This is a genomic window from Rhodanobacter denitrificans (assembly GCF_000230695.2).
Taxonomy (GTDB): domain Bacteria; phylum Pseudomonadota; class Gammaproteobacteria; order Xanthomonadales; family Rhodanobacteraceae; genus Rhodanobacter; species Rhodanobacter denitrificans.
The window spans coordinates 2,068,389-2,087,333 of record NC_020541.1 but is presented as its reverse complement, the minus strand read 5'-3'; the positions used below and the strand labels follow the sequence as shown (position 1 = coordinate 2,087,333).

Annotated in this window: 17 protein-coding genes; all 17 read right to left on the bottom strand. The window is 67.2% G+C overall.

Annotated elements, in window-relative coordinates:
• Window positions 1-100: 100 nt before the first annotated feature.
• Window positions 101-514, bottom strand: a complete 414-nt coding sequence (locus tag R2APBS1_RS09450) for a hypothetical protein (RefSeq protein WP_015447782.1) — start codon at window positions 512-514, stop codon at window positions 101-103.
• Between the two features lie 23 nt (window positions 515-537).
• Window positions 538-1,455, bottom strand: a complete 918-nt coding sequence (locus tag R2APBS1_RS09445; RefSeq protein WP_015447781.1) for a recombination-associated protein RdgC — start codon at window positions 1,453-1,455, stop codon at window positions 538-540.
• Window positions 1,449-2,987, bottom strand: a complete 1,539-nt coding sequence (locus R2APBS1_RS19310) for a UvrD-helicase domain-containing protein (protein WP_015447780.1) — start codon at window positions 2,985-2,987, stop codon at window positions 1,449-1,451. Before R2APBS1_RS19310 ends, R2APBS1_RS09445 begins: the two co-directional genes overlap by 7 nt.
• Window positions 2,971-3,231 carry a hypothetical protein gene (locus tag R2APBS1_RS20085; RefSeq protein ID WP_015447779.1) on the bottom strand — a complete coding sequence of 87 codons (261 nt, stop codon included), beginning with the start codon at window positions 3,229-3,231 and terminating at the stop codon, window positions 2,971-2,973. The genes R2APBS1_RS19310 and R2APBS1_RS20085 overlap by 17 nt, the downstream gene beginning before the upstream one ends.
• Before the next feature lie 115 nt (window positions 3,232-3,346).
• A complete protein-coding gene (ssb, locus tag R2APBS1_RS09435; protein WP_015447778.1) occupies window positions 3,347-3,868 on the bottom strand; it encodes a single-stranded DNA-binding protein in 522 nt (173 codons plus the stop codon).
• A gap of 58 nt (window positions 3,869-3,926) precedes the next feature.
• Window positions 3,927-4,550, bottom strand: a complete 624-nt coding sequence (locus tag R2APBS1_RS09430; protein WP_015447777.1) for a hypothetical protein — start codon at window positions 4,548-4,550, stop codon at window positions 3,927-3,929.
• 5 nt (window positions 4,551-4,555) lie between these two features.
• On the bottom strand, window positions 4,556-5,989 hold the full coding sequence (locus R2APBS1_RS09425; protein ID WP_157769719.1) for a DUF6384 family protein: 1,434 nt from the start codon (window positions 5,987-5,989) through the stop codon (window positions 4,556-4,558).
• A gap of 366 nt (window positions 5,990-6,355) precedes the next feature.
• Window positions 6,356-6,826 (bottom strand): DUF3085 domain-containing protein, encoded by a 471-nt coding sequence (locus tag R2APBS1_RS19305; protein WP_015447775.1) that lies wholly within the window; start codon window positions 6,824-6,826, stop codon window positions 6,356-6,358.
• A 90-nt stretch (window positions 6,827-6,916) separates the two neighbouring features.
• Window positions 6,917-7,675, bottom strand: coding sequence for a PRTRC system ThiF family protein (locus R2APBS1_RS09415; protein WP_015447774.1), 759 nt, complete (start codon window positions 7,673-7,675; stop codon window positions 6,917-6,919).
• Complete coding sequence (locus R2APBS1_RS19300; protein WP_015447773.1) at window positions 7,672-8,301, bottom strand: PRTRC system protein A; 630 nt, start codon at window positions 8,299-8,301, stop codon at window positions 7,672-7,674. The genes R2APBS1_RS09415 and R2APBS1_RS19300 overlap by 4 nt, the downstream gene beginning before the upstream one ends.
• On the bottom strand, window positions 8,298-9,026 hold the full coding sequence (locus R2APBS1_RS09405; protein WP_015447772.1) for a PRTRC system protein B: 729 nt from the start codon (window positions 9,024-9,026) through the stop codon (window positions 8,298-8,300). The genes R2APBS1_RS19300 and R2APBS1_RS09405 overlap by 4 nt, the downstream gene beginning before the upstream one ends.
• On the bottom strand, window positions 9,023-10,357 hold the full coding sequence (locus tag R2APBS1_RS09400; protein ID WP_015447771.1) for a hypothetical protein: 1,335 nt from the start codon (window positions 10,355-10,357) through the stop codon (window positions 9,023-9,025). Before R2APBS1_RS09400 ends, R2APBS1_RS09405 begins: the two co-directional genes overlap by 4 nt.
• A gap of 212 nt (window positions 10,358-10,569) precedes the next feature.
• Window positions 10,570-10,818 (bottom strand): PRTRC system protein C, encoded by a 249-nt coding sequence (locus R2APBS1_RS09395; RefSeq protein ID WP_015447769.1) that lies wholly within the window; start codon window positions 10,816-10,818, stop codon window positions 10,570-10,572.
• Between the two features lie 23 nt (window positions 10,819-10,841).
• Complete coding sequence (locus R2APBS1_RS09390; protein WP_015447768.1) at window positions 10,842-11,330, bottom strand: hypothetical protein; 489 nt, start codon at window positions 11,328-11,330, stop codon at window positions 10,842-10,844.
• 82 nt (window positions 11,331-11,412) lie between these two features.
• Entirely contained in the window at window positions 11,413-13,179 is a 1,767-nt protein-coding gene (locus tag R2APBS1_RS19295) for a PRTRC system ParB family protein (protein ID WP_015447767.1), read from the bottom strand.
• Window positions 13,180-13,223: 44 nt separating this feature from the next.
• Window positions 13,224-13,508 (bottom strand): hypothetical protein, encoded by a 285-nt coding sequence (locus R2APBS1_RS09380; protein ID WP_015447766.1) that lies wholly within the window; start codon window positions 13,506-13,508, stop codon window positions 13,224-13,226.
• Window positions 13,509-13,577: 69 nt separating this feature from the next.
• A complete protein-coding gene (locus R2APBS1_RS09375; protein ID WP_015447765.1) occupies window positions 13,578-18,743 on the bottom strand; it encodes a helicase-related protein in 5,166 nt (1,721 codons plus the stop codon).
• Window positions 18,744-18,945: the final 202 nt, after the last annotated feature.

The window sequence follows — 18,945 nt, the reverse complement described above, 5'->3', positions numbered from 1 at the left end:
TCCCGCAAGGACTGCGGTGGGTCGAACGCGCCATACCGGGACCGCACAGGGGCAGCCGGCAACGGCACTGGCGCATCCATGCCTAGAGCGCACTCGATCATCAGGGCCAGTCCAGCTCCGGCGCCGGGGATGAGGCGGCGTTCCGCTCCGCGATTTCAGCGCGCAGCAAGCGCTCCAGCTCCGCGAGAATCAGCGAGCCAGCCTTGGTCAGCTCACGGATGCGTCCGTCGTAGCTGCCATCGCCGGGCTTCCACCATTCGCGAGCCCAAGGCCATAGCTCCGGCGCCACCGTATCGCCACCGCGCGATCGCAGATCAGGCGGCGTGGCATAGCAGGCTGCGGCCAGGGCCAGATGGCCGTCACGATGTTCGTCATCGTGTTCCGGTGTCCAGCCCTCGACACTCGTATGCCTGCGCCGCTCGCCAACCAGCAATGCCACGGCTGTCGCGAGCGTGCCGTCCTTGTCTTCGCTGAGCCAATGGAGCTGTGTAGCAACATTGTCGGGAGGAGTCATGTCACATTCCTGAGCGTGATCGGTCATGCATCGGCCGGGCGCGGGAGCCCAAACCACTCTTCAAGCTTGGCCAGCAGCCGCTCCAGCTCCAGCGTCAGCAGCGCGAAGCTGGCGTCGGCCTCGGCAGCGGCATCCCCGTGGCTGTCGCCCAGTTCGTCGGTCACCACGTCGAGGAACTTGAGCTTGCGGATGGAGAGGTCTTCGCCGAGCACGAAGCTGATCCGGTCGTCGAATGTCAGCCCGAGACGGAAGACGGCCTTCCCGTTGCGCAGGTGTTCCTTGACCTCCTCGGCGTCGAGGTCCTGTCGTCGGGTGATCGCGACGGCTCCGGTGGCTGTGGCCGGGTCGCGCAGCTCGCACTCGTCGCCCAGGGCGAGCCCGGCCGGCAGGTTGCCGTTGGCCAGCCAGTCGGTCATCAGCACGCGCGGACCCTGCTCGGGCGCCAGCGGCACCGCGGGGAAGCTGCCCAGCGCCTCGCGCACCTGGCTCAGCGCGTTCTCGGCCGACTTGCGGCTGGAGGTGTCCAGCACTACCCAGCCGTTCTTTCGGTCGACATAGGCCGACATCCTCGACTCGCGCACGAAGGCCCGGGGCAGCAGCTCGGTGAGCAGGTCTTCCTTGATCCGTTTGCGCTCGCGGCCGCCGACCTTGCGGCCTTCCTCCTCGGCGATCTTCTGGACCTTGCGCTGCAGCTCGGCGTTGACCACTGCGGCCGGCAGCAGCTTGTCCTCGCCGCCCACGGTGAACAGGGTGTACGCCTGCACGGCATGCGTGAGCGGTGCGTCGGGGCCACGGCCTACCGGTGGCACGAAGCCCTTGGTGAACATCTCCAGTGGCCCGCAAGGGCGCAGCCGGTGCTCGGCCAGTGCCTCATCAAGGCGGCTCAGGTCGTCGGCGACAGCCGGTGAGAAGCGAAACAGGGTGAGGTTGCGCATCAGCATGCGGCATGGCTCCGAGCAGAGGGGGAAGGGAAGCCGGCGTCGCCGCTGGCGTGAGCGTTCTCGGTGCCGTAGGCGCCGAGGGCGAGCTGCGCCGCGAAGCAACCGGAGATGTCCAGTTCGTGCTGCGCGCGGGTGACAGCGACGTACAACAAGTTGCCCTCCTCCGGATCCCAATGCGCCTGGCGCTCTTTCGGGTCAGGCGGAGGAGCGTGGAAGTCGTCGCAAAGGCGGACCGTCGGAAACTCGCGGCCTTTGGCTTTGTGCGTCGTCGAAAACACCTGGTCACAGGAAGCCTCGTCGGCTTCATTGCCGCGGCACCGGCCAAGAATCGCCAGTAGGCTCGCCGGCCCGTGCGCGGTGATCAGCTCGACCAGCGAGGCCAGGTGCTGGTACCCGTCGTCGTCGACGGCAGACACCACTTCCGCCCAGTGGCTGAACTCAGCCAGGTCGGGGACCCACGTACGTTCGCCGCGCATCAGCGACTCCGCACCTCTGACCAGGTTCTCCAGATCTTCCACGCCGCCGACCACGGCAAGCTTGGCCGTGGGCTCCGTGACCGCGCGCTGCACCAGCTCGCCGAAAAGCGCCGCATTGGTGCGGGACAGGACACAGAATGGCTTGTCGACCGGGCCTACGCGGGACTGCAGCGACGGCAGGCCGCGAACGCGGGTGGAGCTTTGCAGGAAGCTCGACAGGACCGCATTGGCTACGACGGCGATGTCGTGGCCGAAGCGGAAGGACTGGCTCAGGGTCGCGTGTTCGTCCGTGACGAAACGCTCCATCGCGTTGTGCGCGCCGCGAAAGCCGTAGATCGACTGGTACCGATCGCCGACCAGGACCAGCGCACAGTTCTCCTGCGCCTCGAGCAAGCCGATCATGAGCTCGCTCGTGTCCTGGGCCTCGTCCAGCAGCACGTGGGCATAGCCAAGCTGCGGGCGGGTCAGAGCCCATGCCTTGAGGTACGCGTCATGCGTGCACGGCATGGTGTCGCCGCGGGCCATGATTCGCTCCCACACCGAGCGGGCCAGCTCGGCGACGCGGCCCGCCAGCTGCAGAGCCGAAGCGCGGCTCATCGTGCGAGCGGCCACAGTGGGGAGTGCATGCTCGGCACCGATCGCCGGTGCGCTCGATTGCATGAAACGGTCGAGGGTGGCCAGCACGTAATACGCGCCTGTGCGAACGGGCGCGTAGGGCGCAAACGTAGCGTCCTGCCAGCCCATCAGCATGGCCAGCTTGCCGGGCGACGGGCGGGCGCCTAGGCGACCCTCCGCTCGCCAACGTGAGCCACAGGGACCAAACGCCAGCGAGTGGTTAGTGCGAACGTCGATGCGTCGGGCGGGAAAGCGGCCCTTCGCTTCTTCGATGTTCTTGCGGCCAAACGTCGTGTAGAGGGCGCGGCCGTAGAACGTGCCACGATGGACGATGTAGCGCAGCGTGGTGGTTTTGCCAGAGCCGGCCGTCGCCTCGATCTTGAGGCTCCCGCCTTCGTTGAACGCCTCCAGGCAACGCTGCTGTTCAACGGTCGCTTTCATGTCGGCCACCCGCAGCCAGCCGCAGCCACGCGGCGCGCGCTACGATGCCGTGGCGCGTACGCTCCAGGTGCCACAGCACGGCCAGCGCCAGCACGGCGCCGGCAATTACGACCGGCGCTGACTGTGTCGCGGCGATCAGCACGGCCGCAACGGCCGTACCGACGGCGGTAGCCAGCACGAGGATCGTCTCCAAGGCGAGTCGCCGCGCCATGCACCGGACGGTGGGAGAGGGGGTGCCTTCCATGGGCAGGTGTGCTCCGTGACGCTGAGGAATGGGAAACGGCGAAGCCGCCGACGCGAGGCGAAGGTATCGCCTCGCGTCTGACCTGCAGTGCTCGCGATCCAGCGCGCATGCCAGCTCAGTAGTACCCGCGCGGATTCAGGGACCGGAACGGGATGTCATCGAAGTTCGGCGCGTCGCCGAAGCTGGGGTCGGCATGGCGCTGGGTGTTGCCGCGTTGCGCGGCGTCGCGACCGAAGGATTGCGAGGCCCGCCCATCGCGGCGGTTGTCGCCGGCGCCGGCGTTCTGGCCGCCAGGCCGCTGACCGTCGCCGCCGATCATCTGCATGTCACTGGCGACAATGTCGGTGGAGTACTTCTCCACGCCAGCTTTGTCCGTGTACTTCTCGGTGCGCAGGGAACCCTCGATGTAGACCTGGCGACCCTTCTTGAGGTACTCGCCCGCAATCTCGGCAAGCTTGCCGAAGAGCTTCACGCGGTGCCACTCGGTGCGCTCCTGCTTCTCGCCGCTCTGCTTGTCGACCCACGATTCGTTCGTGGCAACGCTGAGCGTTGTGATGGCCGAACCGCTGCCGGAGTAGTGCACGGACGGGTCGCCACCCAGCGTGCCGAGCAGAATCATTTTGTTGATGCCGCGCATGGTGCGTTCCTCGTTGATAGTTGCTCAGGGGAAGGTGTCATCGACCCTAGGACAGCTCTCAATTCGCGCAAGCCCTCGCTGGCACCTGCGCTACGCGGCTGCGTTCCAGGAGTTCAGTCACGCTCGCCGGGTGCCGTGCGATCGCCGCACGGAACGCATCGGCACCTGGCACGATGGCATCCGAGCGCAACCGCACGCGGTATGCCTCCCAAGCGTGGCACCACGTCAGGATCAGACACTCGACTTGCGTCTCGCACATCGCCAGGGCAACCACCGGCGGATCGCTGATCTTGTCGCGCGCGGCACCCACCACCGAGTCGGCGGTGAGGATCGTGCGTTCGTCCAGGTCGCTGAGTCGCGGTCCCCGCCGCTCGGGCAGCGCCGACGGAACAAGGCTTACGGCCACCGCGGCGAAAGCACCGTGGCCAAGCACCGCCCGAACACGAGCGTGCACTGCGCGCTCCTGCCCGGACAATGGCACGCCATCGTGGTGCAGAAGGTCGATCAACTGCTCTGTTGCTGCGCTGGCGGGAAGGCGCCGCAGCAAACGCCCCGTGCGGTATCCCGACGACTCGAGGCACGTGCCGGTGTCCAGCACTATGGACGAATCGTCACCGCATTCCCGATCGACGCGCCAACGCGCCTCGGGCAGCAGAGTAGGGGCGTGGGGTAGCACGGCCATCGGCGTTACCAGTGAGTGATGCGTCCGGGCAGGACGGTGACCCCGAAGGTCGGGAGAAGATCGCCGGCTACCTTGCCGCCGATGGCGACGTTCGCTGGCAGGTTTGGAAGGTCAGCTTGGACGGCGGCGAAGACTTCCGCGGATACCTCCAGGCCGACCAACTGTGCCGTCGTGGCCGCGCCCGATTCGGCGTCGATGACGGGCAGTCCAACCGGCGCGCCGGTCGTGGAGTCCACCACCTTGACCAGCAGGTAGTACCGCTTCGGAGCGCTGGTGCCTGCCAGTTGCCGGACGGCGCCGGGATGCTGTCCGGCGCCGTTCAGAAGGTGAAACTCATAGCTCACGGGAACCTGCGCGCGCAGCGCATCCCATCGGGCCAGCAGGGTCAAAGCGCCCTCCTGGTCGCCCGCGGCGATCATGCCGTTGAGGGGCGCCAGAAGCGAAGCCGCCTGGGACGCGGCGACTCCCGGTAACGCACGCACCTGGTCAGCGACGGTGGTCTCCTGCTCGCCGCCCTTAATGAGCAAGTCGAGGTGCTTGTCGGCCCGGGACAGTGCTGTGACGTCGCCGGCAGCAAGGGCGGAGGACATCTGCGCCGCAGCAGACGCCCACGCGACGGCCAGATCCGATGGCATGGTCGGCGGCGTGGCCAGCGTGGACCACTTCTGCCCGTAGGCCTTCACCTCGTGCGCCAGGGTCAGCTCGCTTCGCGCGGCCTGCAAGTGCTGGCGGGCCGAGGCAACGAGTGGTCCATCGTGGGCGACCACGGCGCCGGCATCCGGGTGCCCGGCAGCGACGTCGTGCAGAAGGATGGGATCAGCCGAGCTGGCGAACAGGCCAGAGAGCGCGCTTTGCGCCGCCGATATGTCGCGCAGAGACGCTTGCGCATGCGCGTAGCTTCCGGCGGGAAAGGCGGCTACCGATCCCGCGCTGGTGGCGACGAGATTCAAGTTCTGCTCGATGTCCGTCGCCTCCGCGGCGACCGGCCCAACCGTGGCCGTCCAGGCGGCGAAATCGTGCCCGCGGCGGACCACGGCCAGAGAGACGATCAGTACCAGTGCCAAAGCGATCGCCGCGCCACCGCGCGTGATGACGCGGGAGAACCGTGCGGAATCGGCAAGTAGTCGCCGCAGGCCTTGCCACGCGGGCAACGCGCGCGGAATTACCAGTCCTTTGGCGTGCGCCATGACGGCCATGGCTGCACGAACGTCCTGCGTAGGCATGCCGCCGTCGGCGTAGCCGGCCCTGCTCAAAAGGTCGGCCTGGGCCGTCGCTTCATCGGCATCCAATGGCAATGCCGACAGCTCGACTTCGCGTTCGATGGCGGCGCAGATAAGCGCGACGATGCGGTGTGCCCGCTGCAAACCCGTGCCTGCGGCACGCGCCGGAGCGCCTTGGCCCGACACAGTGGACGTCAGTTCACCCACGGTGGCGGTCACGCGGGAGTGGATCAAAGCCCGGAAGCGCGCGGTGCCGGTGCGGGCCGTCCGGGACGGAGCGAACCGCAACATCGTGCGCGGAGCGCCGGTACAGCGGCGGTGAAGCTACTTGGCGGATCAGCTGCAGCCGAGCGGTTCGGGCAGCCGGGGATAGGTCGGACGATGACATGAGGCGTTCCGGGTCGGGAGACGCCGCTCATGCTGACAGGACGGCCCGACGTCGCCGTGCCGCCGACTCGCCATTCAAGGCTGCACGGCCGGCACGCCGACGCACAGCGAGGATAGTGCGCTGCCGTAGCGGCGCCGCAGCCGGGCACGACGAAGGCCCCTCGCGGGGCCTTCGGCAGCACGACGCCGCGACGCGAATCAGCGCGCGGTGAAGCTCATGTTGCGCTTCCCAAGGCTGATGCACAGCTGCGTGGCGCCGGGCTTCCTCGCGATGGCAGTGCGCAGCATCGCGGTCGGCACGTCGAAACCGAAATCGTCGCCGCCACAGCGTGAGGTCACTTCGTCCCACCAGTCCGGGTTCTTGTTCGGGTCACAGCCATCGGCATAGGCGACGACGCTGCGGGTGTCGTGACCGGGGACGAGCTGACGCGGGTTGCCAGCGCTCATGAGATAGGCACCTTCGTCCTTCACGAAGAACACCTGCGGCGCGATCTTCGACTGGTCGATGTCGTCGCTGGTGCAGTACCCACCGGGCTGGGCGACGGTGCCGGGCTTCCACAGCGACTTGTCGCAAAGCTGGGCGAAGGACACCTGCTGCGCCGGCGCGGCCTCCGCGTGGGCGAGAATCGGCAGGAGGTCTGCGAGGAGGAAATACAGCTTGCTGGCCATTGGTGATCGCTCCGGTGGTGGGTGCGAGAACCATCGCACCGGCGCGATTTCTGGCAAGGGGCCGCGCGGTCGGCGGCTCGCAGTGCGGACTCAGGGCTGATAGCCGAGCAGCTTCCACTGCTCGGGATCAATCGGCAGGGAGGTCACGCTCAACGGGTCGAGCCTGACATAGGCGCCATGCACGTCGAGACCACCGCGATGGAGAAGATCATCGAGCATGGTGAGGGCTACCTGCGCGACCAGTGGATTGATGGACCAACGCTGCCGCGTCAGAGCTTCGGCAAGGCTGCAGCTTGGCAGGTCGCCGTCGTCGCCGGTCAGCAGCCCATCACCATAGAGGTCGTAGATGTTGGGCAAGCGCAGGCCGCTCTGCGGCTGGCCGAGATGGCCCAAAAATACTTGCCCTCGGGAGGCACCGTTGCCCAGGTCAAGGTAAAGCGCGTCGGTTTGTCGCTTGGCGTTCGCCTTTCCCAGCGCGTGGCGATACCAGCCGAGGTCAACGCACCCGATCACCAGGTCCGCACGCGGCGGACTCTCGGGCAGGCGCTGGACTTCGGCCTCCCACGAAACCCCGTAGAATCCGTTCAGGCGATGCACCAGCAGCGTCGCTTTGGGGTGTCCCACATCGACATGGGTGAAGCGCTGCCTGCCGATGTTGGCCTCTCGAACGAGAGCATCGTCGTATACCGTCACGGCCATGCCGGGATGCCCCTGCGCGCGCAACGCGCAGTCCAAGCGAGCCAAGCCGTCGGCCAACATGGATCCGTTCCCGCCGGCACCGGCCAAGAGCACACGGATCGGACGGTCGCCGAGGAAGGCCTCGGGGGTCGGGAAACGTTGGGCACTCATGCGAACAGCTCCTCGAACGTCGCTTCGGGAATCGGAAGGAGGTAGTCGCCGACGCACAAGCGAACGGCGTATTCGAATTGGCCTCCCGGATTGCACCGACCGAACACGACACTCAGATGCGGCCCGAACCGGGAGCGATCCGAGTCGTCGTCCATACGGGAAAAAATGGCAGGGAACTGGCCGTGGCTGTGCGCGTCGATAACCAGCGCGTCCTCTGCATAGTCCGCGTCCGAGTAGGACACGCTGGCGCCGGTGGCTTGGGAGGGTGGAAAGCGCAGCGAGTAGGCACCGTCGGAGTCGGCAAGCACGAGAGCTGCCATTTCCCGTGGGTGTGCTTCGCGTGCCGCCTTCCCAAGCTGGTGCGCAAAGGAGAGTGGGATCGGGCCGTGCCGCAGCCTGATCGCGTCGGTGACTGGACCCCACGGCGTGACGCACGCGGCGATGCGCCAGCGCACGTACAGGCTCGCATTGGCGGCCTCGATATAGAACCCGTCGCGCGCGGCCAGCAGCCGCCTTCCGGTTTCCAGCGCGACGAATCGCCCGTCCAGGGGCACGGCGGCGAGCGGCATGGCAGCGAGCACGGCCATGTCCAATGGACCCGGCTGATTGGTGGCGATCGCGGTCACGAGTCGTCCTCCGTCAGGGACGTGAGCCAATCGGAAAGGGTGGGGGCCAATGGCCGCAGGAGCTTCGCAGCCGGTGGCGTGGCGTAGCGCTGACGGCGCGTCCAGAACGCCACCAGTTGCTCGGTGGTGGCGCCATCACGAAGGGTGTGCGTATGGTTGATGTGCGCGTAATTGGTCCCGAGCAATACGCGCTCCCATGCGGCCATGCTGGCGTGATCGACGGTCTCGGGGAGCGTCGCATTCCCGGTGCAGATGCGGCCGTCCGCGTACACGTTGCCGAGTGGTGCGTGGAACAGCTCCGTGCCACGGTGAGGGCGTTCGCCGCCCGCGTAGGCGGCTACGAACAGCACACGGCTCTCGACGTGGAAGACCAGTCCAGGCAGGACAGCATTGATGGTGGTTCGCCCGTCCTTGGTCCGCCAGTACTGCGTCGAACGTTGCGGCGGGCGGAACCACGTCAGGCTGGTCGGGGTTTCGCGCAGCAGCGTGGCCGGGATGAACTCGCCGCGCTGGGAGGCGCGCCCATCAGCAAGGAGCAGCGCGCTCCCAATTTCGGCGGCCTCCGCCTCGGTCAGCAATCGGCCCGCGTCCAGGCTTGCGCGCTGGTCCGCATCGTGGCGAATCGCATGCAGCGAGAGGACGCACGGAAATCGGCCCATTTCGGAGAGTCCACCGGGAGAACCGTGAACGATCAGGGCGAGCTGGGGTTCCAGGGGCGTGGTCATTGATGGGCGCTCACATAGCGGGACAGGAGGAGGTCGAGCACCGTGATACGACACACGTCAGATACCGCAAGACGCAGCGCCAGCATGGGATCGCGGTGCGAGACGGTGAACGCACCTTCCGCGCCGACTTGCATGTTGAGATCCGACCAATCCTCGATCACCGCATCCTCGAAGCCGGAGAGGTCCGCCGAAATCACATGCGTCAGGACCAGCTGGGCCTCCTCGTCCAAGGCGTGAAGTTCGGTCTTCTGTGACGCGAGCCGGTCCGCGCGAGTCGGTTGCGAAAGCGTCAGCAGTCGCCTCATCGCGCGCAGCGGCCCTGCATCGCGGGGGGCGGCCTCCGCCATCTGTTCAAGTAGAGACTCGGCCTGCTCCACGGAGGAAGCGGCCCGGACTCGGGTACGCGCATGGTGCTGCACGCGCAGCAGTCGGGTCAGGGCATCGCGCCGCTCGGGATCATCGACCTCGTAATCGAACTCCTCCGACAGGTGGTCGAGGAAGTCCTGGCTCAGCGTGACCTCGCCGTCGTCCGCGACCAACTCAGCGGCGTAGCCTCCGGTCGCCTCGAGAAACATATCCGGGAAATCGGAGCACGTGAGGTCGTTGGGCCAGACCAGGGCGAGGAACGAAAGGTGGAGGAAGTGCAGCGCATCCAGCACAGGCTCGAAGCCGGCAACCGCCGATGTATCGCCGAGACGCAGCAGAGAGAAGCCGGCCGGTTCATCGTCAGGCACCAGCACGAGCGTCCCGGCGGGACGATCCGGGTCCTCTCGGTCGAGCACGGCGCAGGCCGGGTAGATGTGCCACTTCATCCGCAGCTCGTCCGCGCTGGCCTGCACACCGACTGCACCGAGCAGGGCAGCCAGTTGCCGTTGGAGTTCCCCATCAATCCAGCGGGTGATGAGGTCAGCCACGGCCGCGCCGCCATCGCGAAGCGCGCCGTGGACGTCGTCACCGGTCAGCGCACCTGCCTGCACGAGACGACGCAACCACAGCCGCATGTCCTGGCGTTTGCCCTGAGACTCAAAGCGAGGATCGAACGGGCAGCGCAGATCGTCGGGTAGTGACGGGCGGGGGCCGAGCCGCCGGACCTGTTGGCGCGCTCGGCGCTCAGCGAGCGCGATCACCGGCGCGTCTGCGCCGTCGGGGCCGCCACCGAGGGCCGCAAGTACAGCGGAAGGCCGTAGGCGGCCCGCCAGCACGGCGGTGCGCATCGCTGCAGCAACCCGCGAGCGGGCCAGCGGTTCCATCCGGGGCACCGCTGCGTGTGCCATCGCGCCGACCGTGGCGAGCGCACTGGTCGGTAGGTGGACGAACCGGATCGGCGTCATGCCATGGGAATCCGGAAGGGGTCCACGCAACTGGCTCGGCGACGGGACAGTCGCAGCAGTACCGAAGCCACGCCGCGATGCAAGTCCTCGTTGTAAGTGGCAGTGGACGATGCGTTGCCCCAGGCGTCGATGGCCCGCAGCGCTGCTCTCGTCTTGGCAGCGGCGGAGCGTTGTTCGGTGCACGCGCGGGGCGTGCGCTGGGCGGCCATGGTTCAGGCGTGCTCGGCGGGTAGCGCCATGCGTAGGGTCTGGCGGCCCTTCGTCTGTGCTGGCGGCTTGATGCCGGCGTACACCAGGTTCTCGCCCTCGACCACCGGCGCGTCGAGCGTGTAGTGAGCGACGGCGGGCCAAGCGACAGCGAGCATCGCGAAGGCTTCCTCCGGGCTGCGATCCGGCGCCGGGTCAGGAACGAGGTTGGTTCCGATGCGGAACATGCGAGTGAGGCTGCGGGACGTGGCCATGGATACATCCGGGGATGTGGGGATCAGTCGAACAAGGTCGGGACGCCAGCAGGCGCTGTGGGCGTGTCGGGCGACGCGGCGGGTGTCGCAGCGGGTGCCTCCTCGTTGGCGTCGCCCTCGACGACCGGCGCGACCGGGACGCTGGTCGCCGCTGCCGCCTTGGCCTTCGGCGACTTGGCCGGAACGGCGCTCGACTTCGCGCCGACCGTTGCGTCCTGCAAGGCGATCACGCGCTCCTCCAGCGCCTTCCGGGCGGCGCCGCGAGCCGGCGCGATGCCTTCCAGCGCCGCGCCAAGGGCGTCGCCTAGCGACTCACCCTGCGGGACGGTGACCAGTAGCGGGGCGGTCAGGGCGACCACCAGCTGACGCACCGCAGCGTCGTCGTGGTCGATGGTCTGCCCCTTGATGGCAGCGGTAAGGAGCACGTCGGTCGCTGCGCCGTGGCGCGTGATGTGCAGGGTCAGGGAGTCGCCGTCGCGCAGGGGCGAGGCCAAACGATCGAGCAGGGTCATGGGAATCTCCGGTCGGGATTGATGGCGACGCTACTGCGCATCGCCATTCGGGCAAGTTCGGGCGCGGCGAGCGAACGGCTCGTCACACCCCGACGAGGCTGCGCGGTGTGACGTTCTGCACCGAGGCCGGCACGAAGCCCGCCCACTCGAAGCCCTTCTCCATCACAGCGGCGGGGAGTTCGGACTTCTTCAACGACATGAGGGCTTTCCACTTGGCCGCGCCGTCCTCCTGTTCCTTGAGCCACTTCTCGAACCCGCTCTCGGCCAGCAGGGCGCTGATGCCCTCACGGGTGTGCGCCGCGAGAAACTCTGCGGTGACCTTGAAGTGCGATCCCGGCCCGCCTTGCAACGCCTGGGTCACGCGCGCCGCAATAACTATCGGGAAGACGTCGTTGCGGCTGTATGCGCTGCGCAGGTCGCCGCTGACAAGCTGCTCGCAGACCTCGCGGTACTTCGCCGCCAGCGCGTTCGCATCGAGTTTCAGCAGAGTCGCAACGCTCTCCTCCGGCGTGGGCCGTGGGGCGGTCGCTGGGTCCAGACCAGCCTCGCGCGCGACCTTGGACAAGGCCATCACAGCGAGGGCCAATCCCACGCGCGGATCAGTGGTAAGCAGCTCGCGCGCGGCAGCGACAAAGGCCGGCTTCATGGCCGTGCGTGCGCCGGAGGGAGAGGCGGCGGGCGCGGCCTTCTTCGGGGCCGGCTTGACCTTGGGTTTCGCCTTGGCCTTGCCAGCCGGAGCGGTGCCAGGCGACGGGTTTCCCGCCGCGACGGGACTGCTCCCGGACGCCTCCTCCGCTAGTGCGGCCAGTTCGGCGGCGTGTGCCGCGACCTTCTGGCTGTGGCAGGTGCGCTCGAAGCACATCGGGCGCTCGACCTGGCCTAGCCGACCATCGGCCTTTGCGTGAATGAGTGCGCCGAAGTGCTGACAGGTGCGGCACTGCTCGAACTGCGCGCGCCCCACGCCGCCTTCGCCGTTGACCACCAGCGGGACGTAGCTGTCGGGGTCCTTCTCGGTGGACAGCGCGACCGTGCCGACTTCCTCGGCCAGTGCCGCGCGCTTTGCCTCGATAGCCTCGTTGGTCTTGGCGGTGAAGCACGCGCGATTCTTGCAGTGGGCGCCGGCCACGGCATCGCCGAACAGGGAACCCTGCAGCTGGGTGTTGAACGGACACTTCGCGCAGGCGGTTGTGTCGAAGATCGCCGTGCTGAGCGGAATCACGATGCCTTTGACCTGCTCGCGCAAGTCGGCCACGGACACCTGACCTTCGATGATGCGACCGAGCGCCTTGTCTTGCGACGCCTCCGGCAAGCCGGCCAGCAGCTCGGCATGGCCAACGTGGATCGCGCCGTCCGCAAGCGCCTGCAGCACGGCAGCGGAGGCGGTCAGCAGCAACAGTCGCGCCTCCAGCTTCGTTGCGGACCAGCCAAGCTGGGAGGCGGTGGCCGCCTTGTCGCCGCCGGCGAGGTCGAGCGCATGTCGCGCGGCAATGGCCTCCTCGGCGGCGGATAAGTCCTTTCGGTCCATGTTCTCGCACAGCGCCGCAAGTCGCGCCTGGGCGTCGTCCATTTCGCGCACCAGCACGGGAAGTTCCGCCTTGTTCAACAGGGTGCATGCGCGGAAGCGCCGCTCACCCGCGACCAGCCAGAACCCCTCCTCGCCGTCGTGGCGCGGGCGCACCAGCGGCGGCTGGATCACGCCCTGCTCGCGGATCGAGGCAACCAGCCGGTCCATGTCGGCGGGCCGGAAGGCGCGCCGGGGATTGAAGCCGGGCTGCACGCTGATGCTTGACAGCGGGACTACCCGCGTCTCGCCGGTGCTGTGTTCGTAATCGTGTTCGGAGGTCGTCATCGTTGGTGCCCGTGGAGAGGGGAGGTCAGGAATACCGCGACCGCCTATTTCGGCAAGCGACCCGACCTGACCTGGGCGTGCCGACGACCAGCCGGCATCAGCAGCACGCGACGAATGACCACTTCACCGTTGCAGAGGAACTGCCGCCCGCACCGGCGTCCGGTCAGGACCGGGCTGAGGTCGGCGGCGGTGATCCCGTGCGCGCGCATGGCCGGGGTGAGCTGATTCGTTTCGGTTAGCAGCCCCAGCGAGTGGCCGTCAACGATGACGGAGGCGCCGAAGCGCCTGCGCCGAGTCGGGGGCGTGGAGAAGGGAAGGTCGGCTTGCATGGTGGCCTCAGGACAGGGGTGCACGGTGTACGTGCACCACCGTTCCACGGGCGCGGTCTAGCGCAAGCGTCACGCTGCTTGGGCTACAGGCACCGTCCCATCGTTCGACGACTTGGGGGCCGTCGATACACGGCCACGCTCCACGAGCAGTCCGGTCACGACCCGCAGCCTCGCTTCGGCGGCCGCCAGTTCTGCAGCCTGTCGGAATGGCTGGGAAACCAGTTCGCCAAGGTCGGCGAGGCGCGCTTGCTGATGCCGGTGTTCCGCCCTCGCGTTCTCCCGGCGCTCGGCCAAGTTACGGAACAAGTTGTCGAGCCGGGCCATGAGTCCGGAGGCGCTGAGGCGTCCTTGGGTGTCGATCGGCACTTCCGTCTGCCCGAAGCTGCTCCCATCATCCCGCGCCACCAGGCTGACCACGCCGACGCCGCGACAGCCATCGACCTCGACGGCGGCGCCACGGTAGACGCCAACGACGCGGTGCCTGCTGATCCTTTCACGCATGACCGATGCAACGGCTTCCCCGAGCGCATTGGCGCCAGCGCGGAAGTCATTGAAGTGCTGTGCCCCAACCGTCACCGTGAACGGATCGCGCGGATAGCTCGATGCATGCGCTTCCAGCGCGTCGAGCCGCGACAAAGTATCGGCGAGACGGCTGTCGGGGGTAGTGCCGTGCGTCAACCGTCGAATGGTCGCCTCGGCATCGTAGACGTGGGAGCGATACAGCCTTTCGAGCGAGCGCAGGCGCTTGACCGTAACCTCCAACTCGACCTGTTCGATGATAAGGGGATTGCCCGTCGCCGCCGCTTTCAGCTCGGCAGCCGATGCCGCCTGACTCAGAACGTCGTCAACCTCGCGCCAGCCGCCTTCCGCCGTGCGCATCTGCTCGATGATCGCGCTTTTTCGCTCCTGCAGCTGCCACATGCGTGAGTCGAAGGTCCGCTCGGTGACATAACGGATGATGGTCACGGCAAAGTTTTTTGGATCGGCCAAATAGAACAGGTTGCCCTGCCGCAGCAGGCGGCCTTCGCGTTGGGTGACGTCGCCCGGCCGCCACGGCGTGTCCAGGTGGTGCAGGGCGACGAGTCGGGACTGGACATTCATGCCGGCGCCCATCTTCGAGGTACTGCCCATCAGGATGCGAACTTCGCCGCGGTTGACCCGGTCAAACAGGGCGCGCCGCTGTAGATCGGTGTGAGCATCGTGGATGAAGGCAATCTCGCGGGGGGCCACGCCCATCCCGATCAGCTTTGCGCGAAGATCGTCATACACGCTGAATCGGGAGGACACCGCGAGCGCCACATCCGGGCTCATCGCGTCGATGGCGCGCTGCGCGGTCTCGTCGCCAGCGTCGGCGCGAGCCACCAGGGCGAGGTAGGTCGCCCGCTCCCGCCCCACCGCCGCCTGCGGCGTGGAGAGGTCGCAGAAGACCAGTTGCGTGCCGCGACGTTCGACCCACTGCTGGTGGATCGCGAAGATGCGACCGCAAGCGACGTTGACCTTCGAGGCCGGATCGTCTTCGGCGTCCGGCACGCGCAGGCGCAAGTCCAGCGCCGCCAGTCGCGCGTCATTGGTGACTTTCAGCGCGTTGTCCTCGCGCGGGTCGGGGCGATCGCCTTTCTCGCCGGAGATGGCCTGCATGCGCGGGATGATGGTGTCCTGGATGTAGCGCTCCAACGCCTCACCGCAGGGAACGACGACATTCTCCGGCCGACCGTTCTCCATCTTTGGCACAGGCCACGGCTGCCCGGCGGCCTCCATATGGATTCGCTTGAGCTGTGCCAAGGTGATCGTATCGGCGAAACGACGATAGATCGCCATCATCTCCGGCAGATTGTGGAACCGCTTGAGGACGGTCTTCGGCTTGAGCCCGCAACCGGAGGAGTCAATCTCGAAGGAGACCGATTCTTCGGCGTAGCAGTTGGCCCACAAGTCGAACGCCAGAATGCCGCGCTGCTGCAGGGCATCGGTGGCGAGGAATCGCTGCATAACGTGCATTTCGACCAGCGAATTGACAATCGGCGTGCCGGTGAGGAAGAACACCGACGGCTTCGCCTTTTCGTGCTGCAGGAACCTCACTTTGAGGTAGAGGTCTTCCGCGCGCTGGCTGCCAGCGGGATTGCCGAGCCCGGCCACGTTGCGGCGCCGCGTGGCGAACGCAAGATTCTTGAACAGGTGCGCCTCGTCTACCGCCAGGGCGTCGATTCCCATGTCCTCGAACGACGCCGTGTCATCGTCGTGTTTCACGGCGTCAACCTTGTCCTTGAGGCGGTCGCGGTAGGCCTCGCGAGCCTTCTCTGCCTGCTTGACCGTGCGCCGTCCCGCGCCCTCGGCCTGCAGCGTCGCCAGGACTGCGGTCAGTTCGTTGACTCGTTCTTGCAGGTAGAACTTTTGGAAGGACGACGGGACGCGGATGCGCGTGAACTGGCTATGGGCAACAATGACCATATCCCAGTCACCGGTTGCGATGCGGGCGAACAGCAGCTTGCGGCGGTCCTTCTGGAAGTCGCGGTCGCTTACCGCCAGGACTTTCGCCGCCGGGTACAGGCGCAATGCCTCCTGAGCCCACTGGTCTACGAGTGCGTTAGGAACCGTCAACAGCGGCTTGCGCACCAGTCCCATGCGGCGCATTTCCATGAAGGCCGCAATCGTGGTGTACGTCTTGCCGCTGCCGACCTCATGGTCAAGCAGAACCACGCCATCGCAGATCATCCGCCAGGCCGCGTTGACCTGATGGCGGCGAAGGCAGATGACGTTGTCGCTGACCTTGCCGGGGAACGTCAGGTGCGAGCCGTCGTAGACGCGGGGGACGTCGGTGTTGAAGGTGTCGTTGTAGACCCTCGCCAGCCGCTCCCGGCGTTCAGCGTCGGCGAAGATCCATTCCGCGAAGGCATCCTGCATCATCAGCGCCTGCTGCCGGGCCGCTTCCGAGGCTTCGTGGTCGATCACGGTGCGGCCGTCCGGTTTGAGGACGCTGACGACGATAGTTTCGCGAGACAGCGCCTTCTCGAAAATCTCGCGGGCAGACCACTTCTCGGTGCCGAAGCGGGCGTGACCGGCTTCGTGTGACACGAGGACGAAGCGCCCGAGCGCTTGCTGCAGCGAAATTTTCGCGTCGGTCAAGCCGATCGCCTCGGCGGCAAAGGCAGCGTAGTCCGATGCGGGCACCCAAGGTGAGCCAAGGGCAACGTGAATGTCCGCAGGTGACAGGTCGGCCGGCTGCACCGCTTCGAGTGCCTTGACGTTTCGATCCATCGTCGGATCGCTCGCTGCGGCCTTCCGCGCGGCAGCCAGAGCGGCCTTGACGTTGCCGCTGAGATACTTGTTGGCTTCCTGCCACTCGCCTTCGGGCGTCCGGAACACTCGGTCGCCCAGCTCCGCGATCACCTGGGCGGCTGGAATCCCGAGCGTACCGGCCATCCACGCGAGGTCGATGCGTCCGCAGCGATTGAGGCTCGCCGCCAGCGCGTCGGCGGCGGTACTGGGGTTCGGCTCTACCGCCGGGTGCAGAACGCGCTCACGGAGGATCGGGGCTTTGGTCGCCAGTTCGAGCGTCTGCCGTCCACGGGGCAGGGCGAGGCCACGGCGTTCCGCTTCAACGGCGTCGAGGCGCTGGTAGTCAATTTCGAGGGCGCGCACGAGGTACGCCGCCGCGTCATCCTCGAAGGCGCTGATGTTGGACTGCGAATTGAGGTACCCGAACTGCCGCTGGAAGCGGTCATATGCGCGCTCAAGGCCGCAGCGCATCTGCGTCAAGGTCGCGGGAGCGGCATCGTCCAGCTCGGCGGCGATCTGCGCGCGCAGCCGTGCCGCGAGGTCGATCAGGCCGCGCAAGCGCTCGTCCGCCCGGCCTTCCGCATGGACCGGCGTCGCGGTGCGACGACCAAGCACATCCGGCTGGCGATGCCAGATCGAACCGTTCTCTGCGATGAAGTGCCCCAGCACGGGAATGTCGTCGGGGATCGGCGGTGTCGTCGCCGCGGGCTTGCGCGAGACAACCGTACGCGCCACGTCGCGGGGCAGGCGAGCCATCGCACCGGCCAACAGGTCGGCGAGCACGGCGCCATCGTGCGGGATCAGGGCCTGTTCGGGACCGTAGGGGCCGCTGACCATCGCCATGGTGCCCAGTAGCATCTCCGGGTGATCGGAGAAGTACCGGTTGATGGCCACCGCACCCTCGGCAGCCGGCACGTTGACCACGTCGGTCCACGCCGCCGCGTCCGGCGTCTCACCCGGTAGCGCGCGCCGCAGAAAGATAATGTCGGTGGTAACAGTCGTGCCGGCGTTGGCCGTGAACGTGTTGTTCGGGAGGCGGATCGCCCCCAGCAGGTGCGCCCGTGCGGCGAGCCATGCCCGTTCGCGCCCGGAGGCTTTGTCCATCAGCGATTGGGATACCACCATCGCGAGCAGGCCGCCCGGAGCCAGCGCCCGAAGGCTCTTGGCGACGAAGTAGTTATGCAGTGTGAATCCGGCCAGGTCGCGATTGCTGGCGTCGTGCGGCTTCGATGAGCCGAACGGCGGATTGCCCAGCGCCAGGTCGAAGTGCTCGGCGGGCAGCGCCACGTCTTGAAAGCCGGCATGCAGGTGAGTTGCGTCGGGGTACAGCCGGCGGGTAATGCCAGCGCTGATCGCGTCCAGCTCGACCGTCGTCCAGACCGTCATCTGGCTGAGCGAAGGCGGCATGAGCCCGAGAAAGTACCCGACCCCGCAACCCGGTTCGAGCACCAGCCCACCGCGAAAGCCGAGGCGCTGCAGGCCGGCGTAGATCGCTTCGACCACCACGCGGGGCGTGTAATGGGCATCCGTCGTCGAGCGCCGCGCGTCGGCCAGCTCGGCCGCCGACAACAGGTCTTCAAGGTTCTCTACCACCGCGTGCCAGCCGGCGCTCACGGACCCGTCGGGCAGCCGGAAAGCCTGCGGCAGACCGCCCCAGCCGACGTAGGCGGCCAGAGCGCGCTGCTCGGCCGCCGTTGGTGCGCGGCCATCCTCCTCGACCGCGTGCAAAGTCTGGATCGCCACGATGTTCCGCAAGGCGCGTGCTTTCGGACCGCCCTGGCCGAAGGCGAGGTCCGCGGGAATCCGGTAGTTGGGCGAATTGACAACAGGCGTCGGCTCAACCGCCTCGTCCGGGATGGCCGTCGGGCTCGCGCTTTCCCCCGGCCACGACAGCAGCGCGAGAAGACGGGACGCAAAGGGATCACAAGCGGGCAGCGCCGCTGCGGTATCGTGGTCGAGCATGAGGGAACTCCGTGGAGAGTCATTCCGTTTTGCCACGGAGCCGGATTCCGGCAACCGGCATCCAGCGCGCTTCCGATCGGCCGATGGCGCGTCATGGCCGGACGCGGGCGGCACGCTTGTCTGCGCCGGCCGCGCGTCCCAGCGCGACCAGCGGACGGACGACCAGCGCGGTTGCCGCAGCACCGGCGTGTGGCACCGTTGA